This window comes from Parasphingorhabdus sp. NYA22, assembly GCF_976973735.1.
Genome location: NZ_OZ333477.1, coordinates 1,842,019 through 1,863,811, shown reverse-complemented (window position 1 = coordinate 1,863,811; position 21,793 = coordinate 1,842,019). Strand labels below are relative to the sequence as shown.

Sequence of the window (21,793 nt, the reverse complement as noted above, 5' to 3'; positions counted from 1 at the left end):
AGAGATGGAAATTGCTACAGTGCAATTACAAGGGCTAATCAGGGTCAATTAGCAAAAAATGGTCGGGGAGACAGGATTTGAACCTGCGACCCCCTGTACCCAAAACAGGTGCGCTACCAGGCTGCGCCACTCCCCGACGCGCGCTTCCCCTAGGCGGTGCTTTTCGGAAAAGCAAAGGGTTTTTCACGCTTCTTTTTGCCGTTGCTCAGAAGCTGAGCGATTCACGGCTTTGGAAAAAAATATGGTGGGCCCGGAGGGATTCGAACCCCCGACCTAGCCGTTATGAGCGGCCAGCTCTAACCAACTGAGCTACAGGCCCATATGAGCAGCTTTTCCAGGCAGATCTCAATGGGATGGTGCGATAGCGGAAGCTGTAACGATTTGGCAAGACCGATCATCGCAATTCGTGCGATTGGCGGCAATCGGATGCTAGCCGCCTGCCGCAGCCGCCATCATCTGGCCGATATCGACGGGTTTCACGTTTCTCGTTTCGAGATGTCCGAGAACCTCGCGCCACCAGTCGTAAAAACCGTCCAGATCCTCCTGAGAGCGCACATAAGGTGTATGACCCGGAGCAAGTGACGGGGAATGAAAGGAGAAAACCAGCAGCCGCAAATCATCGTCCAGCGCGACATCAATGGCTTCTTTTGTTTCACGCGCCGATATGCCTTCAGGCGTCAGCGGAATGCGCTCCAGCATCTTGCTGCGGGAGAAGACGGCATTGACCAACGGATATTTTTCCATGATCCCCGCGACCAGGCCCGCCTGTTTGCGCAAAAGGCCCGAATAGACGGTCGTCAGCGGCACTTCGAGGAGTCTGTCGGCTCCATTCCACCAGAAGGGCTCCGAGCCAACCGCCAGAAAGTCAGGACCGCCCTGCCCGCTATAATCAAAGCGCGACCTGATACTGCTGTCCAAGACAAATCCGTGTTTGATCAACAACTCGGCGGTATGCGGCCCGATTCCATAGCGCCCGGCGCGAAAAATCGTCGGCGTGATGCCGATTCTATCGCGAATGGCGTCGCGCAAGATGACCAGCTTTTCTTCTTCCAGCTCTTTCGGCAGATTGCCGGCAAAGCTGTTGTGAACATTAATATTCTCTACCAACGGCGGATTGATCCAGGGATGTAGATGAACGCCGATTTCGGCAGTCTTTTTCTCTGCAACGCTCTTGAGAAACGCAACGGCCGTGTCGTCCTGGACAATCGCATAGTCGATAAAATAGACCGGCTTGAATGCGTGAGCCTCGGAAAATTCCTGAAATTCCTGCAGCTTGGGAACCGATATGGTCGTGTGGCCATCGCGCTGGAACGGGGCGTTCCAGTCAAATTCCTCTTCGGTGTCTATGGAGATCAAGAAGCGCCTGCCGAAATTTTCCGGCCAGATGACGTGGCTATCCGGTCTGTGGATTTTCATCGGATGATAACCCTGTGCAGAAATTTCTGTCACCTCCCTGTTGCCGGCAATCTCGCAAAAACGACAGCTCGAACAGACAGGCTATTCTGATTCCGTTTCCCGAATTTTGATTTTGCTAGTCGTCGCTGCCGGAAGGGTCAAGGCAATGTTATCCGCGTTTATGGTGAGAGAGCCACCGGCTGACTGCGCGAGATTCCGCACCAGACGCAGCGAGAAACCGAGCCCCAGCAGCGAGGATTCGCCGATCTCTCCATCAATGCCCTGCGACGGGTCGAGCAATATGCTTTCGGCAACATCCTTGATCCGCGACGGACGCGAGAGAGTGAACTGGTTGGTCGGTTGCACGCCGATCCGGGTCCGCAATTCTCCCTTCAGAATTTCGCCATTCTCGCAGGAAATAATCGCGGCCGACAACAAGCGGGCAAAAATCCGTTCCACCGATTCGCCATCCAGCGCGAACGGTCGAACCGGCTCTGCCTTGCTGATGTTGAGTTCGACCACTTTGCTCTGCGTCAGGCCCTGCAGGCGCTGCGTCATCCGCTCGAACAGCCAGTCGGCCTTGGTGGTACCGCTGGATTCCGGCAATTGTCCCGAATCGACTTTCACGGCGATATCCAGATCTTCAAAACCGGCCAGCAAACGCCGCGCTTCGTCCATGATGTTGCGCGCCAGTGACCGATATTCGAAGGAGGCCGGGCCGAAGAGCTGCTGCTCGATAATCTCGCTAAACCCGATGACGGCGTTCAGCGGTGTCCGCAGTTCATGGATCAGTTGTTGCAGCTGTTCACGACGCTCGACGTCAATGCCGCCATGACCGGCATCCTCGGCCATATTGGGTCGCCGCATCACTCCGCGATAGCCCTCGAAACGACCGGTTTCCTCGCTGAAACAGGGTATTGCGCTCATCCGCCAGTCGCCGGTAACAATGGCTGCTCCGCAAAGCCGCATCCGGGCGTTTTCCATCGGCATGCGCTGACGAAATGCCGCCGCACCATAAGCATCGGGACCTGGCCCTTCATCAAAGGCCGGCTGGGCTATGGTGACACCGACAATTGCCCCTTTTGGCGGCCCTTCGGTCCAGTTGATCGTGCCCGATTCATCGGTTTCAAAGCGGATCATCTCGAGCGATTCGGCAAAGAAGCCTTTACCGCCACCGTCATTGACCGGCGCGCGCGCCATGTCGACCGGGCGGTTCTTCTGATAGTCGGCAATCTTTTCGACCAGCGCACTGATCTGGGATTCTGCCAGTTGTTCGGCGGGATCGGCTGGCTCGTCCGCTGGCGAATCGATCGCAGGCATTTCGCCCGGACTTTCGTCGGCCGGCAGCGCCTCTTCCGGGGCCTGCGGGGCTGGCCGGTCGGGATGCTCATCTACAATCGCGAAGCCCTGAGCACGCAATCGTTGCTGCGCGCGCGAAGAAAGTCTCGGGAACGCGTCCGAGCAGATTTCCGGTGTCAGATCTGCAGCGGTCATCGCTGCATCACAGATCGCATCGGTATCGGCGGTCAGATAAACCAGCAGAGGAGCGGAGCGCAATCGGCCGTTCAGTGATTGCACCGCGATCAGACGATCCTGTTCGGAAACCCGTTCGTGCAGATCACGCAACCGGGTCAACCCTGCCTGCACGTCCTGATTCGCCAGATCGCCGGGTTTCTGCGCCAACAGATCGATCACTTGCCGCCATTGCGTAGCGGCGCCAGCGCCTTCGGGCAGGCTCCCCTTGAGCACGGTGGTCAGGCGGTCATCGAAGCGCAATATCAGATCCCGAAAATATGTGGCTTATCCAATTGTTAACTGGGTGATAACCCTTTCGGGCGGCAACTGGAAGGGATGAAAATTTCGCGTCACAATGTGGGACATGGGAGAAAGCGTTGCTTGGTCTGCTTATTATATTATAACGATCAAATGATTCGCGAACGGATATTACATCTCTATGGCTGATACGAACCTGGACGAAATTGACTTGAAAATCCTGCAACGGCTGCAGGATGACGGTCGGATTACCAACGTGGAACTAGCGAACAGCGTTGGCTTGACGGCCCCGCCCTGCCTCCGCCGGATGCGGGCGTTGGAAGACGAGGGAGTGATCAATTCCTATCATGCTGCGATTGATCCGGCCAAAATGGGCTATACGATCACGGTGTTCGCGATGGTCAGTCTGAAAAGTCAGGCAGAAACCGATTTGCAGGCTTTTGAAGAACATGTGCAAAAGCTTCCCGAAGTACGCGAATGCTATATGCTCAACGGCGAAATCGACTTTATTTTGAAGGTGGTCGCCAAGGACCTTCAGCAATTTCAAAGCTTCTTGACCAGCCAGCTGACCGCAGCGCCCAATGTGGCCAGCGTAAAAACATCGCTCACGATCCGGTCGGCCAAACATCTGCCCGGGGTTCCGATCCAGGACTAGAAGGGCCGATCCAGGAATAAAAAAGGGCGCCATGAGCGCCCTTTTTCAAATATTCTGTGGATAGCCGATTAGCTTGCGGGTTCCGCAGTCGCTGCCGCAGGGGCCGCTACCGGAGCCGCCGGTGCCGTTTGCTGATCAATCCACGTCTGCCACATTCCAGCCAATGGCGCCCGGGGGCCGGACACTTTGCTGAAGGCCTGCTTCGCTGCCGTGTAGTCGCCGGCATAGGCGTGAGCCGTGCCAACGCCCATATAGCCGCGGTTCAAATCGGCACTCGGCTTCGCAAGACCGGCTTCGTAAAAAGCGACAGCCTTGTTGAAGTCTTTATAACCCAGCCAGACATCGGCAAAGTTCATCATAACCGAGCTGCTGCCGGAGCCTCGCACACCGGATGGCTGGGCTGGCAGGGAGGCTTTGTCGCCGGAAACTTCACGCCGCGCTGGTACCAGCAATTCGGCGATCAGCGGATGGGAAGAGCCTACGGTTCCGTTTTGCTGGCCTTCTTCAAGAACGGCAACCACTTCACCAAACAGATTCTTGCGCTGCGCTTCTTCTGCATATTCCTTATAGTCACTCGACGTCTTGAGCGCGCCAGTGGTTTTCATGAACCGAAGCAGTTCGAGATTCTGCGTACTGTCAGCCTTCAATGTGCGCCGGGTGGCCGCTACGGCGTCGCCCCAGGAATCTCCGGAAGGATAAGCGGACGCCCATTTTGCAGCCCACTTGGCGTAGACACCCATGTCACCAGTCGCCAGCGCGCGATCACGCGCTAGCCGATACCAAGTTTCCGGCGCCTTGGTCTGCGAAGCATTGGCATCGGTAATGATCTGATCCCATTTCGTCAGCCCTTCACTAGACATGTTCCGCTTGAAAAATGTTTCCGCCAACAGAGGTTCGAAATTGTTTCCGCGATAGCCAAGATCATAAGCGGTCTGGAAATAATGCGCGGCCTCGCTCCAGCGTTCATCTCCAAAGGCAAAATTGCCGAGATAGAAGTTAAACGCAGGCATTTGTTCGGCTGGCGCGAAACCGCTGGCGACCATTGCGGTCAAACCGGTTTCCTGCAGACCCTGATCTTTCAGTTTTACGCCGAGATTAACGGCGAACTGGCCCGCGACAAACTGGTCATAACCTGTCCATGTCTGGGCAAGAACACTATCCATCAGCGGTTTTGCCAAGGTTGGATCTTCGCCTTCCATTGCCTTCTGCACAGGAACGATCACCGCGGTGAATTCCTTGCTATTTTTGGGGGCTTTCGGCTTCTTCTTTGCAGCTTCGGCTTTCTGCGGCAACGCGGTCACTGCCAGCGTGCCGACCGCTGCCAACGCAACAGCCATGGAAAAATGAGATAAAAAACGCATGAATATCCTCCGGATGATTATTATTTGGGAGAAACGGGTTCCCCGGAATATGGTTGCACCACACACTCTTGGCCCTATTACCAAGCTTTCTAGTCTTTTCTAGCGTTAATGCGCTGAATAGAGGTTGAACAGCCCCGGTCAGCGACCGCCGCTGGGCATCCACTATAGTATAATGAGGTAAAATCGCGTGCTTGCAATCATATCCCCCGCCAAATCCCTGGACTTTGAATCCGCTATTCCGTCGACCCCGCCATCGGAAAACCGCTTCCCCGATGAAACGGAGAAACTCGCCACGGCAATCGGCAATCTGACCGTCAAGAAGCTGAAAGCAATCATGCCGGTCTCGGACAATCTGATCGCCCTCAACCGCAAGCGCTATAGCGAATTTTTCGATCAGCCGGAACGGCCTGCAATCTACGCCTATAATGGCGATGTATACACCGGGTTTGAAGCAAGCAGCATCAGCGAAGAGGCCATGACCTTTGCACAGGGTCATCTGCGAATCCTTTCCGGCCTCTACGGCTTGCTCCGTCCTCTCGACCCGATCCGTCCCCACCGCCTGGAAATGGGCACAAGATGGGCACCGCGCTACAACAAGCTGACCGACTTCTGGAAAGACAAGATCGCGGGCGCACTTGCAGATGATCTAGAGCAAATCGGCAGCGAAACCATCGTCAATCTTGCGAGCAACGAATATTGGGCTTCGGTCAAACCGCATGTCGCGAAATTGCCCGGACCAATCATCGAAGTGGATTTCCGCAAGGACAGCCCGGACGGCCCCAAGTTCATCAGCTTCGAGGCCAAGCGGGCACGCGGGATGATGGCACGCTATATTTGCGAGAACCATCTGACCGATCCGGAAGCGCTCAAGGGCTTCGACTATGACGGCTACCGCTATGATGACGACGGCAGCACAGAAAGCAGCCTTCGCTTCCTCCGCTCATGACCGGTAAATCCGCCGTTGTTTTTGGTGCCACCGGCGGGATTGGTGGGGCGATCGCCGATGCGCTGCAATCGAACGGCCATTTCGAGACCGTTATCCGCTTTTCCCGCTCAGGTGACACCCCTGTGCCCGTCGACCTTACTTCCGAAGCCAGCATAGAGGCAGCATCAGCGTGGATGAAGGCCGAACGGATTTCACCATCCATGATTTTCGTCGCTACCGGTCTGCTTCACGAAGCGGAACGGGGACCGGAGAAAAGCCTCCGGCAGCTGGACGCCGACTGGCTGATGCAAAATTATCAGGTCAATGCGATTGGCCCCGCCCTGATCGCCAAATATTTCCTCCGTTGATGAACCGCAACGAAGCCATCAGATTTGCCGCACTCTCCGCCCGCGTCGGCAGCATCTCGGACAACCGGCTCGGCGGCTGGTACGGATATCGCGCTTCCAAAGCCGCGCTTAATATGATGATCCGCAACCTTTCCATCGAATGGTCGCGCAAGAATGACCGATCGATAATTGTGGCTCTGCACCCGGGCACGGTCGATACAGCGCTGAGCGCCCCATTTCAGGGCAATGTTTCGCCCGAGAAATTATTCGATTCCGGTCGCGCCGCTCGTCAGCTTCTCGCCGTTCTCGATGCGCTGGCACCCGCCGACAGCGGCAAGATTTTTGCCTGGGACGGCAGTGAAATCCAACCCTGATTTCAGCCCTGTAATATTATTGTAAAACTGGCCCGAAAGGCTGGCTTTTGCCTCCCCGTTCCCCTAGAAGAACCGACAAGAAAAAACCCATTAAAAAGGCCCGTTTGTGAACGAACAAACCACTCCACCGTCGCCATCCAATATCGAACCGATAGACATCGTCGACGAGATGAAAACCAGCTACATGGATTATGCCATGTCGGTCATCGTCAGCCGTGCGCTGCCCGATGTCCGCGACGGCCTGAAGCCGGTCCATCGTCGTATATTATATGCTGCGCAAGAAGGCGGCATGGTCGCCGGACGTCCCTATCGCAAATGCGCGAAAATCGTCGGTGACGTGATGGGTAACTATCACCCGCATGGCGACAGCGCGATTTACATGGCGCTGGCCCGGATGACCCAGGACTGGTCGATGCGCGTGCCATTGATCGACGGTCAGGGTAATTTCGGCTCGATGGATCCGGACATGCCTGCATCGATGCGTTACACCGAAGCGCGGCTGAACAAGGTTGCCAATTTCCTGCTCAACGATCTCGACAAGGATACTGTCGATTTCGTGCCTAACTATGACGGCAGCCTGCAGGAGCCAAGCGTGCTCCCTGCCCGCTTCCCCAATCTGCTGGTCAACGGCGCTGGCGGCATTGCGGTCGGCATGGCGACCAACATCCCACCGCATAATCTAGGCGAAGTGATCAACGCCAGCCTCGCCTATATCGAAAATCCCGGAATCACGATCGACGAGCTGATCGAAATCGTCCCCGGCCCCGATTTCCCGACCGCGCCACTGATATTGGGCCAGTCCGGCGCACGCGCGGCCTATAAGGATGGTCGTGGATCGATCATGATGCGCGCACGCCATGTGATCGAGGAAGGACGCGGCGACAAGCGCTCGATCGTCCTGACATCGATTCCGTTCCAGGTCGGCAAATCCGGCCTGGTCGAAAAAATCGCCGAAGCCGCCAAGGACAAGCGGATCGAAGGCGTCTCCGATATCCGCGATGAATCCAGCCGCGCCGGTGTCCGCGTGGTCATCGAGCTCAAACGCGATGCGACGACCGATGTCGTGCTCAACCAGATCTGGCGCTTCACGCCGGCACAGTCGAGCTTCCCTGCCAATATGCTCGCCATTCGCGGCGGACGGCCGGAAGTTCTGACGTTGCGCGATATCATCGAATCCTTCGTCAAATTCCGCGAAGAAGTCATCACCCGCCGCACCAAGTTCGAACTGAACAAGGCGCGCGAACGGGCGCATATCTTGCTCGGCCTGGTGGTTGCAGTTACCAATATGGACGAAGTTGTCCGCATCATTCGCGGATCATCGACACCGGCAGAAGCGCGGGAATCATTGCTGCGGCGCGAATGGCCGATTGCCGAGATTGCCGGCTATATCCGGCTGGTCGAAGCGACCGAAACCGATGTCGAGGGCGACGTCTACAAATTGTCCCAGGTTCAGGTGAAAGCGATCCTGGATCTGCGTCTGCAGAAACTGACCGCACTCGGCCGCGAAGAGATTGGCGACGAGCTCAAGGAACTGGCGACCGCGATCGAGGAATATCTCGCGATCCTGGCAGACCGCGAAAAGCTCTATGCCGTGATGCGCGAAGAGCTGGAACAAGTGCGCGATGAATTTGCGACGCCGCGCCTTTCCGAAATCACCGCTGCATGGGATGGTCTCGAAGACGAAGACCTGATGGAACGGTCCGAGATGGTCGTGACCGTCACCCACGGCGGCTATATTAAGCGGACACCGCTCGATACGTTCCGGGCCCAGCGTCGCGGCGGCAAGGGCCGCGCCGGCATGGCGACCAAGGATGAGGATGCGATCACCGAATTATTCGTTACCTCGACCCACACGCCGGTTCTGTTCTTCTCGACCCACGGCAAGGTCTATCGCCTCAAGGTCTGGAAGCTGCCGGAAGGCGGACCGCAGACCAAGGGCCGTCCGATGATCAACCTGCTGCCGCTGGCGGACGGGGAAGTCATTTCCACCGTATTGCCGTTGCCGGAAGACGAGGCGGAATGGGCTGCACTGCATGTCATGTTCGCAACCGCCAAAGGCGGCGTCCGGCGCAACAGTATGGACAGCTTCACCAACGTGCCGTCCAATGGCAAATTTGCGATGAAGTTCGAAGAGGGCAGCGATGACCGCCTGATCGGCGTGGAATTGCTGACCGATGATGACGATGTCCTGCTTGCGACCAGAAACGGCAAAGCCATCCGCTTCGCCGGTGACGCTGTCCGCTCTTTCCAGAGCCGCACATCCACCGGTGTCCGCGGCATCGCGCTGAAAGGCGATGACGAAGTGATTTCGCTATCGGTCCTGCGCGGATTTGAAGCGTCGACCGAAGAACGGGATCAGTATCTCAAGGCCGCTCCGTGGAAGGATAACGAGAACGCTCCCGAACTGTCCGCCGAACGCATGGCGGAATTCAGCGAAACCGAAGACTTCATTCTCACCGTCTGTGCCAACGGCTATGGCAAGCGCTCGAGCGCCTATGAATATCGCCAGTCAGGCCGCGGTGGTCAGGGCATTCTCAACATCGACAATATCAAGCGTAACGGTACAGTGGTTGCCAGCTTCCGCGCATCCGACGACGAGCAGGTCATGCTGGTCACCGACCAGGCCAAGCTGATCCGCATGAAAGTCGCGGACATGCGCGTGATTGGCCGGAACAGCTCGGGCGTCAAATTGTTCGACGTCGCCAAGGGCGAACATGTCGTCGGCGCGGCCAAGATTGACGAGGAAGAAGAACCGGAAAACGAAGCGGAAGAAGCCGTGGTCGAAGAGATGGTTGATCAAGGCGTTTCCGATGGTGATGTTGCTGCGCCGGAAGAACCTGAAGAGCCTGAAGATACAGTCGAATAATCCGAATGCATTCATGCTGAGCCTGTCGGTGGACATCTTGCAAAAAGATGCCGCGACAGGAACAGCGCAAACGGAATAAGTCTTGGGAGAGAGCTAATGAAAATCACACCATCCGGGCAAGCCTGCGGTGCCGAAGTGACGGGCGTAGACCTGACGCAACCGCTTTCCGCTGACAGCATTGCCGCAATCCGGTCGGCATGGCTGGAACATCATGTTCTTTCCTTCCCGAACCAGACGATGAATGATGACGATCTGGAGCGGTTCACCCGCTATTTTGGCGACTTCGGCCATGATCCGTTTTTCGATCCGATTGCGGGCCGCAAAAATATTGCCGCGATCCGGCGCGATGCCGACGAGAAATCGCCTTTGTTCGCCGAGAACTGGCACAGCGACTGGAGCTTTCAGGCCCAGCCACCAGCGGGAACCTGCCTGCTGGGCATCACCATTCCTCCAGTCGGCGGCGACACATTGTTCGCCAACCAGCACGCCGCACTCGACGCGATGCCACCCGAAATGCGCGCACAATATGACGGTCTGACCGCGATCCACAGCGCTGGCCTCGCCTACGCGCCCGACGGTGCCTATGGCGAAAAGGACAAGGGCCGCAGCATGGCGATCCGTCCCGACGAATCGGCCCGCGCTGTCCAGACACACCCATTGGTCCGCGAACATCCCGAGACCGGACGTCCGGGACTGTTCAGCTGCATGGGCTATATCATGGGCTTCGAAGGCATGGCGCAAGAAGAGGCCCTGCCCTTGCTCCAGCAATTATACGTATGGCAAAGCCGCGACGAATTTGTCTATCGCCACCAGTGGCAGGAAAATATGCTGATCATGTGGGACAATCGCTCGGTGCTGCACTGCGCGACCGGCGGCTATGACGGCCACGACCGGTTGCTGCACCGGACAACGATCGCCGCTTATCAGGCCTGAACCGGATCGGCGCTGTCTGCGGCCATTTCGTGCCGCAGGGTTCTCACAATCCCCGTCGCGATCATGAACTGGCCGAAATAATAGAAAGGCCAGACCAGCAATGTCGGGATGAAGCTGGTTTCCAGCGGCCCCATCCTGGCAAAGATCAACAGGTCCGAGACGAGAAACAGGATCGCGCCCGTGCCGACCTGATAACGCGAGAAACGGCTGGTCCATGCCATCGACGCCATCACGGCGACCGACAGGCAATAAATTCCGATGGTCAATGCGTCGGCTCTGACAGATGGCAAAGCCCATGCAATCAACACCGATAGCGGCACCAGGAGAATCGCAAACATCTTCTGGCTGAAACCGAGCTTGTGCCGCCGGTAACGGGAATAAAAACCGATCGCGATAAGATGGCCGATCATGAACGCGCCCGCGCCGATCCTCATGTCATATTCCAAGGTCATGTCGCCGATCGCGCCAAAAGCCATGATCGCCCCGACAATCTTGCCATCCAGCCGGTGCAGCCGGATCAGGGCGTATATCGCCAGAAAACTGACGCCTGCGCCCTTCCAGGCGACGATCAAGGGCTCGGGCAGCTCCGGATTGTTGAGCACGCAGGCAAAATAATAGCTGATGCCGAACAGCAGGCTGAGCATCAAAAATGGTCGGTTTTCAGCAAATGCACTTTTCATCGGAATATTCTCTCCCCTACGTCGCAGCGGTCTCTAACACGCAACATGCGCGACTGCCAGATTGACATTAGGGCCTTACCACAACACTAAGGCGCGCATGACACAAGTACATATTATTGGCGGCGGACTCGCCGGGTCGGAAGCAGCATGGCAACTCGCGGAGCAAGGCGTAAAAGTCCGTCTTTCCGAGATGCGCGGGAGCGGCGAGATGACGCCGGCCCATCAAACCGAAGGCCTGGCCGAGCTGGTCTGCTCGAACAGCTTCCGCTCCGATGACGCCGAGAAAAACGCAGTCGGCCTGCTGCATCAGGAGATGCGCGACCTCAATTCGATCATCATCGGCGAAGGCGACAAGCACCGTCTGCCCGCCGGCTCGGCGCTGGCCGTCGACCGCGACCATTTCTCGGAAGGCGTCACCAAGAAGCTGAGCGAACATCCCAATATCGAGGTGGTTCGCGAGCGAATCGACCAGCTGCCCGAAAGCGGACTTACCATCGTCGCTACCGGCCCGCTGACTGCCATGACGCTCGCCGAGAGCATCGGCGCTGCAACCGGCGAGGATTCGCTGGCCTTTTTCGATGCGATTGCACCGATCGTCTATAAAGACAGCATCAATATGGACATCGCCTGGATGCAGTCGCGCTGGGACAAGGTCGGACCGGAAGGCGACGGCAAGGATTATATCAACTGCCCGATGGACCGCGATCAATATACCGCCTTCATTCAGGGCCTGCTCGACGGCGAGAAAACCGACTTCAAGGAGTGGGAAAAGAACACGCCCTATTTCGAAGGCTGTATGCCGATTGAAGTGATGGCGTCCCGCGGTCCGGAAACATTGCGTTTTGGACCGATGAAGCCCGTCGGCCTGACCAATGCCCACACTGGCCAGAGCGAATATGCCGTGGTCCAGCTCCGCCAGGATAATGCGCTCGGTACACTCTGGAACATGGTCGGATTCCAGACCAAGCTGAAATATGGCGCGCAGGCGGATTTGCTCAAAACCATACCCGGCTTGGAAAATGCGGAATTCGCCCGGATGGGCGGCCTTCACCGCAACACCTTCATCAACGCACCCAAATTGCTCGACAAGGAACTGCGCCTCAAGAAAGCCCCACATATCCGCTTCGCCGGTCAAATCACCGGCTGCGAAGGCTATGTCGAAAGTTCGGCGGTCGGGCTGATGGTTGGCCGGATGGTCGCTGCAGAGATCCGCGGTGAACCCTTCACCCTGCCCCCGCAGACCACCGCTTTCGGCGCACTGCTGTCGCATATCACCGGTGGTGCCGACGCGCGCGACTATCAGCCGATGAACGTCAATTTCGGCCTTTTCCCGCCCTTTGAACAGCGGATCAAAAAGAAAGAACGCAAGGAAGCCTATACGACAAGAGCCCGGGCGGATTTCGCCCAATGGCTGCAGCCCTTGTCAGCAGAGGGTCTGCAACTCGCCTAGCATTTGCACCGCGATGCAGAGCGCTTGGGCCGCGTGGTCCGGAATTCCGTCCGCGTCAGTTGTCCGTTGCCATCGTTGTCCGCACCGGAGAAGCGGTCACTGGTCGCGACAGCCCATTCCTCGAAGGTCAGCAGATTATTGCCGTCCGTATCGAGCTTCCTGAACGCGTCAGTGCGGCTGCTCATCATCTCCAGACGGGTAATGCGCTCGTTTCGATTGCGGTCATAGCGGTTGAACCGCATTTCCTCGCGTGTGGCCTTATAGGCTTCGGGCGGCGTCGGCCCGACGGTTTCCTCGTCCAGATCAGCCTCGGGCAAGATTTCAGGATCCATCTGTTCCGGTGGTGGCGGTGCTTCGGGTATCGGAACATCCTGCCCATCTGCACCGATCCAGAGGAACAGGCCCGCCGTTAACATCAGCATCATGCCGGCAGCACCGGCGACGAATTTCTTCATAAGCGGAATCCGCAGATTAGCGGCTGTTGATCCAGATGCTAGCGGCCAGCAATCCCGTGCCAGATAATGCGCGCGGCGCTGGCCGGATTATAGAGATCGGCAGCCAGTTGCCCCTTCCTAACATCGCGGATCATCAGGTTGCAGAGGATTGAGAGTGGTCGTCCGCTTCTGTCAAAATTGGGGCGCCTCTGGGCTGTCACAATCTCCGAGCAGCGGTCGAACGCAGACTGGCGCATCTTTGCATCCGAACAATGGCGGGCAAAATCCCACAAAGCCCACGCCCGGCCCAGTTCGGCCTGCCGCTCGCTCAATGCCTCTTCACCCGCCAGCCCGAATGCGAAAAATCCACCGCCGCGCGCAACGGCATAATTGTCAAACTCGCGATCCTGCCAGGGAAAATCATCGAGCATTGCTTCCCACCCGTCGAGCAGGGTCAGGAGCGGTGCGAGATTCACACCCTTTTCCTCAAGAAGACCGATCTGCCCGACCAGCGGTTCGCCCGCCGGTCTTTCAGACGCAGACTTGGTTAAAATATCCCGCCACCAGGTTAACCGCATCTGTCCAATCAATATTTCCGACGTCGAGCGGATTATATCGGCGAAACGGGCATCGAGCGCGAACAGCAATGCGTATCGAGAGCGATCATCCTGCTTTGCATATGCGTGAACCAACCTATGAAATGGTTCAAGTTGTAAAACCGTGTCAGACATGGACATTGCGTCAACGGTTTTCTGCGAAAAATCAAGGTAAACATGGCCTTAACCATTCCTATTGCGCCGTCACTAACCCTTTTATCCCTATCAGGCAGACCGAATTGAAATTGGATGGCACTGCCGTTCGCGCACAAATCAAGGGCATGGCATGGTTGACAGGAACAAGATGAAAACAGCGAAATCTTTTTTACAAGAGCTGCGTTCAAATACCGCCGGCAACACGCTTGCCATGGCCGGCATGGCACTTTTCCCGCTCGCCGCCATGATTGGCGGTGGTGTTGATGTCAGCCGCATCTATCTGGTGCAGACGCGCTTGCAGCAAGCATGCGATGCCGGTGCGCTGGCAGGCCGGCGCCAAATGGGCAGCGGTAACTGGACCGCGAACGGCAATGCAGCCAACACGGCCGCCAATAATATGTTCAAGGCCAATTTCGATACCGACGCCTTTGGCTCCTACAATGGGTCATCGTCCTTTTCGGAAAATGCCGGAACCGTAACGGGCGTTGCTTCGGTAAAGATCGATATGGCCGTAATGCAGATGTTCGGCTACGGCACCAAAAATGTCTCGGTCGAATGCGACGCCTCGATGAGCATTCCCAATACCGATGTGATGTTCGTTCTGGATACGACCGGTTCGATGAATTGCCCCGATACCGGGACGTCCTATTGCAGCAACAACAATAATAACGAAGCTTCAAATGCCAGGATTAGAGGCCTGCGCTCGGCCGTCAAATGTTTCTATGAGACATTGGCAAAAAGAAACAGCTCCGAAGATTGTGGATCAACCCCGGCAGCAGGCAGCGAAAATACCGCTCACCTTCGCTTCGGCTTCATGCCGTACAGCACGAACGTGAACGTAGGCAAATTGCTGCCCAATGATTATCTGGCCGACAACTGGACCTATCAGTCGCGTAAAGCCGTCACCCGGCTGGAAAATGTGATTGTCGATTATACAGCAGGCACGCCCTATCTTTATGGAACCAACTATTATTATGATGGCAATTGGAGCAATACATCGACTGTTGATACTCATTATAATGTCCGCAACAGTAGTGCGTGTTATGACCTTCAACCCGAAGATTATGACGACATGTCCGGTAGCGAAGGTGCCAAATATAATGAATATACATGGACCTCTGGTGATCAACAGATAACCCGCTGGTACCGTGATATAAACGGAACCAGATATGATTACAGCACCAGTTACAACAGTGGGCGGGACCGTTGCCGTATCCAGCGGCGGACACGGGATATAGTTGAACAACGGGAATATCGGCAAGTCAACACGCCTGTATATGAACAGCAACAGGTCTTTTCCCACTATGATTATGAGCCGGTCACTTTCGACGTCAGCGGTCTGAAAGCAGGCGGGTCATTGTGGAATAATTCGATCGATCTTCCTGTTGGAAATCAGGGTCTGGACACTGGTGTGCGTTGGGATGGCTGTATCGAAGAACGGCAAACGGTAAGAACCACAAATTTTAGCCCAATCCCCACAGCCGCATATGACCTCAATATCAATCTGGTGCCGACCATCGGTGATCCCGCGACGCAATGGGGTCCTTTGCTCGATGAGGCGGTTTGGGATAGATATGATTCCAATGGCTATCGCACAACATCAACGGTTTCCACGTCCAATGACCTACGAAAATATTTCAGCTATACCTGCGCGTCCGAAGCGCGCAAATTGCAGCGCTGGGACAATCCCACCGATTTTGACAGCTATCTGGATAATCTTGATGCCATTGGCAGTACCTATCACGATATCGGATTAATCTGGGGCGCTCGTTTTCTTACGCCTGTAGGGATTTTCGGATCGGAAAATGCTGCGACGGAAACCGGCGGCGCCATTGACCGCCACCTGATTTTCATGACCGATGGCGACACCACCACCAGCAGCACCCAATATACGTCTTATGGAGTGGAATGGTATGATCGTCGCAGAACTTCATCAAGCAGTTCACCCTCGGACAATGATCTTGAAACGCAGGTCAACAGTCGTTTTCTGGCGATGTGCAGTGCTATCAAGAACCAGAATATCACCTTATGGGTTGTGTCATTCGGAAATGGTGTAAGCTCAAGCTCGATCACCAATCTGCAAAATTGTGCGACCTCGGGCAAATTTTATAACGCCAGTAACAGTGCCGAATTGTTGAACAATTTCCGCTCCATCGCCAGCGACATCTCGCAACTGAGACTGACGAACTAATGCGGGAATTTCTGAACAAGCTCCGCGCACTGAAAAGGGATGATGTTGGTGCCGCGCTAGTGGAATTCGCGCTGGTCGCGCCGGTCCTTATCCTGCTGATCATGGGCATGCTCGATCTCGGACATCGTATTTATGCGACGGCAATTCTGCAAGGTTCCGTGCAGAAGGCCGCTCGCGACGCCAGCCTGGACAACGGCTCAGCCAATGCCAGCGCTATCGATGATCGGGTCAAGGAACTGATGCTGCCGGTTGTACAACCGGAACCGGTATCGGATTTTGACTTCAGTCGCCAGAATTACAGCGATTTTTCGGATGTCGCAAAGCCCGAAGATTTTACCGACAATAATAATGACGGTGAGTGCAACAACGGCGAACCTTATGATGACGCCAATGGCAATGACAGCTGGGATGAAGACCGGGGCGCTGCCGGTCAGGGTAATGCCAAGGATGCCGTTCTATATACCGTCAAAGTGACTTATCCCCGCCTGTTTCCCATGGCGGAGCTGATCGGGTTGTCACAAGATGAAGTCATTCAGGCGAGCACAGTTGTCCGGAACCAGCCGTTCGGTGAACAATCTGAGCGCGGGGAGATAAAAAATTGTACCTAAGACCAAAGCCCGGCAGGCTGAAACCCTTCTTGTCTATCAAACGCACCTTGTCCGCTCTCGCGGTCAATACCAGCGGCCTTGCACTCATTGAACTGGCCTATGCGCTGCCGGTCCTGATGGGTGTCGGCATGTATGGTGCAGAAGTTGCGAATGTCGCGATGGTCAGAATGCGTGTGAACCAGATTTCCATGCATGCTGCCGACAATGCTTCGCGTATTGGCGAAGGTTCATTATTGTCGCAGAAGAAAATCTACGAAAGCGATATCAATGACCTGTTCGTCGGCGCGGATCGTCAGGCCGGTAAATATGTCGATATATTTGAAAATGGCCGCATCATCATAAGCAGCCTCGAAAAGCATAGCGATGGCGGTCAATATATCCATTGGCAGCGATGCAAGGGCAAGAAGGTCCATGTATCAAGCTATGGAACCGCAGGCGTAAATTCTTCATCCCGTCCAGTAAACGGCATGGGGCCGGCAGGTGCACGCATAACCGCGCCCGCCGATCAGGCGGTGATCTTTGTCGAGATTTCCTACGATTATCAGCCGCTGATATCGAGCACGTTCACGAACACGCGAACGATCACGACGCGCGGTGCTTTCAATGTGCGTGACCGTCGTGACCTGACGCAAATCTATGACCGGACAGGAAGTGATCCGGTTTCGAGTTGCGATACATATGACGGTGTCGACTAGACCGCTTCAGAACAGCAAGACCCTATTTATAGCAGACCTTCTTCACCGCAGCGATGATCCGTGCGCTGTCGATCAGCGCCGCTTTCTCCAGATTGGCGGCATAAGGCAGCGGCACATCTTCGTTGGTTACCCGCATCACCGGAGCATCGAGATCGTCGAAGCCCTGTTCCATGCATAGCGCCACAATCTCGCTCGAAATCGAACAGGTCGGCCAGCCTTCTTCGGCAACAACCATCCGGTTTGTCTTGGCCAGACTCTTCAGCACCGTTTCCGTATCCAGCGGCCGCAGCGTGCGCAGATCGATAACTTCCGCTTCGATACCCTCGCCTGCCAGAACATCTGCCGCTTCCAGCGCCAGACCGACACCGATCGAATAGCTTACGATCGTGACATCGCTGCCTTCGCGCATGATCCGGGCCTTGCCGATCGGCAGCGTATAATCCTCGATTTCCGGCACATCGAACGAGCGTCCATAGAGCAATTCGTTTTCCAGGAATACGACCGGATCGGGGGTCTGGATCGCCGCTTTCAAGAGGCCCTTGGCATCGGCTGCATCATAAGGCGCGATAACGATCAGGCCGGGAACGGCCGCATACCATGGACCGTAATTCTGGCTATGCTGCGCGCCCACGCGGGAGGCAGCGCCATTGGGACCGCGAAAAACGATCGGGCAACGCATCTGGCCGCCAGACATATAATTGGTCTTGGCCGCCGAGTTGATGATCTGGTCAATCGCCTGCATGGCGAAGTTGAAGGTCATGAATTCGACAATCGGTTTGAGACCGCCCATTGCTGCGCCAGCACCGATGCCGGCAAAACCATGTTCGGTAATCGGCGTGTCGATCACCCGCTTCGGACCAAATTCCTCGAGCAGGCCCTGGGTTACCTTATAGGCGCCCTGATATTCGGCGACCTCTTCACCCATTACGAACACCGTCTCGTCCTTGCGCATTTCCTCGGCCATGGCATCGCGCAATGCTTCGCGAACGGTGACCGAGACCAAGGCGGTGCCAGCGGGGACTGACGGGTCATCTGCCCGCGATATCGGAGCCGGCGGTGCGGTTTCCATGATTTCCGGCTTCGCCTCTTCGACGGGTTCGGGCTTGATTTCTTCCTTGGCTGAATCAGCCGGTGCTGCTTCGGCCTCGGAGCCCGCCTCTTCGTCTTCGCCAGCCATTTCGGCAATGACGGTTCCGACCGCAACTTCGTCGGTTCCGGCGGCAACCAAAATCTTCGTGATCACGCCTTCGTCAATCGCTTCAAATTCCATCGTCGCCTTGTCGGTTTCGATCTCCGCCAATATGTCGCCGGACGTAACTTCATCGCCTTCCTTGACGAACCATTTGGCCAGGGTGCCTTCTTCCATGGTCGGAGACAGGGCGGGCATTTTCAATTGGATGGCCATCAATATTGCTCCACCAAGACGTTGGTATATAGTTCGGAGAGATCCGGTTCCGGCGATTCCTCGGCAAAGTCCGCCGCTTCCATCACCGTCTTGCGGACCTTCTTGTCCAGAGCTTTCAGATCCTCTTCCTTCACGCCCTGTTTTAGCAAAGCCGCTTTCAGGCGTTCGATCGGATCGGATTTCTCGCGCACATCCTGCACTTCGTCGCGGCTGCGATATTTGGCCGGATCGGACATCGAGTGCCCTCGATAGCGATAGGTTTTGAGCTCCATCAACACCGGACCGCCGCCGCCGCGAACATCCTTCAAGACTTCTTCCACTGCGCCGCGCACCGCCAGCACATCCATACCGTCGACTTGCACGCCGGGAATGCGGAAGCTTTCACCACGCCGGTAGAGCTGATCTTCGGCGGACGACCGGTTGACGCTCGTGCCCATGGCATATTGGTTATTCTCGATCACGAAAATCACCGGCAGCTGCCAGAGTTCCGCCATGTTGAAGCTTTCGTAGACCTGCCCCTGATTGGATGCACCATCACCGAAATAGGCCAGACAGACGCCGCCATCTTCCTTATATTTATGGGCAAAAGCCAGTCCGGTACCAAGCGAGACCTGCGCACCGACAATGCCGTGGCCACCATAGAAACCGTGATCGACCGAGAACATGTGCATCGAACCGCCCTTGCCCTTCGAAATACCCGAAGCGCGGCCGGTAAGTTCCGCCATCACGATATTGGGATCAATACCGCAGGCCAACATATGACCATGATCGCGATAGCCGGTAATGACACTGTCCTTGCCCGGATTGATCGCGGACTGCAGTCCGGTCACAACCGCTTCCTGACCGATGTAGAGATGGCAAAATCCGCCAATCAGTCCGAGACCGTATAGCTGTCCCGCTTTTTCCTCGAAGCGGCGAATGAGCAGCATTTGCTCATAGAAATCCAGCATCTCTGCCTTGGTGGCAGTATAAATTGGTGCCTTCAGACCTCCGGTCGAATGCACGACCGGCTTGGCTTTCGCCGGCGCGCGTTTGGGCGCTGCTGGTTTTTTGGCTGGGGTGGTTTTCCGGGGAGCTTTTGCCACGCGAGCGGGATCCTTTTTTTGACTAGCAAATAGCATAGCCAAAACTGTTCCGTTACCCAAGTACTTAGGTTCAGTGAGCGGTTAAATATCTGAATGGCGGCTGGAAACGGCTGATCACTACTTCAACGGAACGATGATTTCGTCCGGATGAATGACATTTACCTTCTTGCGCAGCAACTCGCCGATCAGGTCCGGGTCAGCGCCTCGGGGGTCGAGCAGTTCCACCCTGTTCTTCAGGGCATCCCGCTCGGCCTCCAGCTTGGCCAGTTCGATTCCGCGCGTTTCCAGCTTTGTCTGGTATTCACCCCAGGCCAGAACGCCGGTTGGGCCGAGCACGGCATAGCCAGCAATGGCAAGCAAAGTCATCAGAGCGAATCCCGGCCCGAGAGCCGCTCTGATCAGACCTGAAATTTTTTCCTGCTGTGCCATGACTTGCCTTGAATCAGAAAAGTGATTCGCTGGCAAGAGGCTTAACACCCATTTTGGCTGTTCAGCGCCCAAACGCCCCCGAAAAACGAGGAACCGGCGATCAGCTGAAAATCGAGCGTCCTGCGTAATGCGCGACATCGCCCAATTCTTCCTCAATCCGGATCAACTGGTTATATTTGGCCAGCCGGTCGGAACGCGCTAGACTACCGGTCTTGATCTGACCGCAATTGGTCGCAACCGCCAGATCGGCGATGGTCGAATCTTCGGTCTCTCCCGAGCGATGCGACATCACCGCTGTATAAGAAGCGTTATGCGCCATCCGCACGGCTGCCAGCGTTTCCGAAAGCGTTCCGATCTGGTTGACCTTCACCAACAGCGAATTGGCCAGACCGTCGTTGATACCCATCGACAGCCGCTCGGGATTGGTAACAAACAAATCGTCGCCGACCAGTTGAACTGTGTCACCCACCGCATCGGTGATCAACTTCCAGCCTTCGAAATCATCTTCCGACATGCCGTCTTCGATCGATTTGATTGGATAGTCCTTGCACAGAGCGGCGAGATAGTCTGACATTTCTGCCGGGCTGAGCACCTTGTCCTCACCCGAGATATGATATTTGCCATCGCGGAAAAATTCGGTAGCGGCGCAATCGAGCGCCAGCACCACTTCGTCGCCAATCTTGAAACCGGCCTTCTCGACCGATGCCATGATGAAATCCAGCGCTTCACGGGTCGACCCCAGATTGGGCGCAAAACCGCCCTCGTCGCCAACTGCCGTCGCCAGACCTTTTTCGGACAGGCCCTTTTTCAGCGTATGGAAAATTTCCGACCCCCAGCGGACCGCTTCGGAAAGGCTGTCGGCACCCACTGGCATCACCATGAATTCCTGAAAATCGATCGGGTTGTCGGCATGTTCGCCACCGTTGATGATATTCATCATCGGCACTGGCAACACATGCGCTGAAACGCCGCCGACATAACGATAGAGTGGCAGGCCGCGCGCATCGGCAGCCGCTTTTGCAGCCGCGAGGCTGACGCCCAGAATCGCATTCGCACCCAGTCTCGCCTTGTTGGGCGTGCCATCGAGCGCGATCATCGCCGCATCCAGTTCTTCCTGATCCTCGGCGTCCAGATCGAGCAAAACCTCCTTGATCTCGCCATTGACCGCGTCAATTGCTTTGAGAACCCCCTTGCCGAGATATTTGCTCTTGTCGCCATCGCGCAATTCGACCGCTTCATAGGCTCCGGTTGAAGCACCGGACGGAACCGCTGCGCGACCGAAACTGCCGTCTTCCAGCAATATATCAACTTCTACCGTCGGGTTGCCCCGGCTATCCAGAATCTGGCGGGCATGAAGGTCGATTATTGCGGTCATGATGGGGCTCCGAATGAAGGATAATAATGGCCACGGTCTTATAGAGATGACCGGCTTCTT

The 21,793-nt window shown here is 56.1% G+C and carries 21 protein-coding genes and 2 tRNA genes; 11 read left to right on the top strand and 12 right to left on the bottom strand.

Annotated features, from left to right (window positions below):
• Positions 1–59: 59 nt before the first annotated feature.
• From ACWFTY_RS08970 to ACWFTY_RS08955, 4 genes are all read right to left on the bottom strand, one after another.
• A tRNA-Pro gene (locus tag ACWFTY_RS08970) sits at positions 60–136 on the bottom strand.
• 106 nt (positions 137–242) lie between these two features.
• A tRNA-Ile gene (locus ACWFTY_RS08965) sits at positions 243–319 on the bottom strand.
• Positions 320–429: 110 nt separating this feature from the next.
• Positions 430–1,416 (bottom strand): polysaccharide deacetylase family protein, encoded by a 987-nt coding sequence (locus ACWFTY_RS08960; protein ID WP_447523895.1) that lies wholly within the window; start codon positions 1,414–1,416, stop codon positions 430–432.
• Between the two features lie 81 nt (positions 1,417–1,497).
• Positions 1,498–3,171 carry a histidine kinase dimerization/phospho-acceptor domain-containing protein gene (locus ACWFTY_RS08955; protein ID WP_447523894.1) on the bottom strand — a complete coding sequence of 558 codons (1,674 nt, stop codon included), beginning with the start codon at positions 3,169–3,171 and terminating at the stop codon, positions 1,498–1,500.
• Positions 3,172–3,349: 178 nt separating this feature from the next.
• Between ACWFTY_RS08955 and ACWFTY_RS08950 the strand changes: the two genes are divergently transcribed.
• Positions 3,350–3,823: an Lrp/AsnC family transcriptional regulator gene (locus ACWFTY_RS08950; RefSeq protein ID WP_447523893.1), complete on the top strand. Its 474-nt coding sequence runs from the start codon at positions 3,350–3,352 to the stop codon at positions 3,821–3,823.
• A 68-nt stretch (positions 3,824–3,891) separates the two neighbouring features.
• Here the strand turns inward: ACWFTY_RS08950 and ACWFTY_RS08945 are convergent, their stop codons facing one another.
• Positions 3,892–5,184, bottom strand: a complete 1,293-nt coding sequence (locus ACWFTY_RS08945) for a hypothetical protein (RefSeq protein ID WP_447523892.1) — start codon at positions 5,182–5,184, stop codon at positions 3,892–3,894.
• Positions 5,185–5,371: 187 nt separating this feature from the next.
• On the opposite strand from ACWFTY_RS08945, the gene ACWFTY_RS08940 reads away from it, so the two are divergent.
• The 5 genes from ACWFTY_RS08940 (at position 5,372) to ACWFTY_RS08920 (ending at position 10,629) form a co-directional block, all read left to right on the top strand.
• A complete protein-coding gene (locus ACWFTY_RS08940) occupies positions 5,372–6,130 on the top strand; it encodes a YaaA family protein (protein ID WP_447523891.1) in 759 nt (252 codons plus the stop codon).
• Positions 6,127–6,477, top strand: a complete 351-nt coding sequence (locus ACWFTY_RS08935; protein ID WP_447523890.1) for a hypothetical protein — start codon at positions 6,127–6,129, stop codon at positions 6,475–6,477. The genes ACWFTY_RS08940 and ACWFTY_RS08935 overlap by 4 nt, the downstream gene beginning before the upstream one ends.
• Positions 6,477–6,830, top strand: coding sequence for a hypothetical protein (locus tag ACWFTY_RS08930; protein ID WP_447523889.1), 354 nt, complete (start codon positions 6,477–6,479; stop codon positions 6,828–6,830). Before ACWFTY_RS08935 ends, ACWFTY_RS08930 begins: the two co-directional genes overlap by 1 nt.
• Positions 6,831–6,999: 169 nt before the next feature.
• Positions 7,000–9,696: a DNA gyrase subunit A gene (gene gyrA, locus ACWFTY_RS08925; RefSeq protein ID WP_447526870.1), complete on the top strand. Its 2,697-nt coding sequence runs from the start codon at positions 7,000–7,002 to the stop codon at positions 9,694–9,696.
• Between the two features lie 96 nt (positions 9,697–9,792).
• The gene (locus ACWFTY_RS08920; RefSeq protein WP_447523888.1) at positions 9,793–10,629 is read left to right on the top strand and encodes a TauD/TfdA dioxygenase family protein; all 837 of its coding nucleotides are present in this window, start codon (positions 9,793–9,795) and stop codon (positions 10,627–10,629) included.
• Here the strand turns inward: ACWFTY_RS08920 and ACWFTY_RS08915 are convergent.
• A complete protein-coding gene (locus ACWFTY_RS08915; RefSeq protein WP_447523887.1) occupies positions 10,620–11,309 on the bottom strand; it encodes a lysoplasmalogenase in 690 nt (229 codons plus the stop codon). The two genes, ACWFTY_RS08920 and ACWFTY_RS08915, sit on opposite strands and share 10 nt — an antisense overlap.
• 97 nt (positions 11,310–11,406) lie before the next feature.
• Between ACWFTY_RS08915 and trmFO the strand changes: the two genes are divergently transcribed.
• Positions 11,407–12,759 carry a methylenetetrahydrofolate--tRNA-(uracil(54)-C(5))-methyltransferase (FADH(2)-oxidizing) TrmFO gene (gene trmFO, locus ACWFTY_RS08910; protein ID WP_447523886.1) on the top strand — a complete coding sequence of 451 codons (1,353 nt, stop codon included), beginning with the start codon at positions 11,407–11,409 and terminating at the stop codon, positions 12,757–12,759.
• Here trmFO and ACWFTY_RS08905 read toward each other — a convergent pair.
• Both ACWFTY_RS08905 and ACWFTY_RS08900 read right to left on the bottom strand, forming a co-directional pair.
• Entirely contained in the window at positions 12,756–13,214 is a 459-nt protein-coding gene (locus ACWFTY_RS08905) for a hypothetical protein (RefSeq protein ID WP_447523885.1), read from the bottom strand. The two genes, trmFO and ACWFTY_RS08905, sit on opposite strands and share 4 nt — an antisense overlap.
• A 38-nt stretch (positions 13,215–13,252) precedes the next feature.
• Positions 13,253–13,840 carry a hypothetical protein gene (locus ACWFTY_RS08900; protein ID WP_447523884.1) on the bottom strand — a complete coding sequence of 196 codons (588 nt, stop codon included), beginning with the start codon at positions 13,838–13,840 and terminating at the stop codon, positions 13,253–13,255.
• On the opposite strand from ACWFTY_RS08900, the gene ACWFTY_RS08895 reads away from it, so the two are divergent.
• Genes ACWFTY_RS08895 through ACWFTY_RS08880 form a run of 4 tightly spaced genes read left to right on the top strand, consistent with a single transcriptional unit; the run spans position 13,840 to position 17,439 of the window.
• Positions 13,840–14,097: a hypothetical protein gene (locus ACWFTY_RS08895; RefSeq protein ID WP_447523883.1), complete on the top strand. Its 258-nt coding sequence runs from the start codon at positions 13,840–13,842 to the stop codon at positions 14,095–14,097. The two genes, ACWFTY_RS08900 and ACWFTY_RS08895, sit on opposite strands and share 1 nt — an antisense overlap.
• Positions 14,094–16,136 carry a Tad domain-containing protein gene (locus tag ACWFTY_RS08890; RefSeq protein ID WP_447523882.1) on the top strand — a complete coding sequence of 681 codons (2,043 nt, stop codon included), beginning with the start codon at positions 14,094–14,096 and terminating at the stop codon, positions 16,134–16,136. Before ACWFTY_RS08895 ends, ACWFTY_RS08890 begins: the two co-directional genes overlap by 4 nt.
• On the top strand, positions 16,136–16,744 hold the full coding sequence (locus tag ACWFTY_RS08885) for a TadE/TadG family type IV pilus assembly protein (protein WP_447523881.1): 609 nt from the start codon (positions 16,136–16,138) through the stop codon (positions 16,742–16,744). The genes ACWFTY_RS08890 and ACWFTY_RS08885 overlap by 1 nt, the downstream gene beginning before the upstream one ends.
• A gap of 29 nt (positions 16,745–16,773) precedes the next feature.
• Complete coding sequence (locus ACWFTY_RS08880; protein ID WP_447523880.1) at positions 16,774–17,439, top strand: TadE/TadG family type IV pilus assembly protein; 666 nt, start codon at positions 16,774–16,776, stop codon at positions 17,437–17,439.
• 22 nt (positions 17,440–17,461) lie between these two features.
• On the opposite strand, the gene ACWFTY_RS08875 is transcribed toward ACWFTY_RS08880, so the two are convergent.
• The 4 genes from ACWFTY_RS08875 to eno all read right to left on the bottom strand — a co-directional run bounded on the left by ACWFTY_RS08875 (position 17,462) and on the right by eno (position 21,733).
• Complete coding sequence (locus tag ACWFTY_RS08875) at positions 17,462–18,844, bottom strand: pyruvate dehydrogenase complex E1 component subunit beta (RefSeq protein ID WP_447523879.1); 1,383 nt, start codon at positions 18,842–18,844, stop codon at positions 17,462–17,464.
• Positions 18,844–19,965 carry a pyruvate dehydrogenase (acetyl-transferring) E1 component subunit alpha gene (pdhA, locus tag ACWFTY_RS08870; protein WP_447526869.1) on the bottom strand — a complete coding sequence of 374 codons (1,122 nt, stop codon included), beginning with the start codon at positions 19,963–19,965 and terminating at the stop codon, positions 18,844–18,846. Before pdhA ends, ACWFTY_RS08875 begins: the two co-directional genes overlap by 1 nt.
• 81 nt (positions 19,966–20,046) lie before the next feature.
• Positions 20,047–20,358 carry an FtsB family cell division protein gene (locus tag ACWFTY_RS08865; RefSeq protein ID WP_447523878.1) on the bottom strand — a complete coding sequence of 104 codons (312 nt, stop codon included), beginning with the start codon at positions 20,356–20,358 and terminating at the stop codon, positions 20,047–20,049.
• A gap of 100 nt (positions 20,359–20,458) precedes the next feature.
• Complete coding sequence (gene eno, locus ACWFTY_RS08860; RefSeq protein ID WP_447523877.1) at positions 20,459–21,733, bottom strand: phosphopyruvate hydratase; 1,275 nt, start codon at positions 21,731–21,733, stop codon at positions 20,459–20,461.
• Positions 21,734–21,793 lie beyond the last annotated feature (60 nt).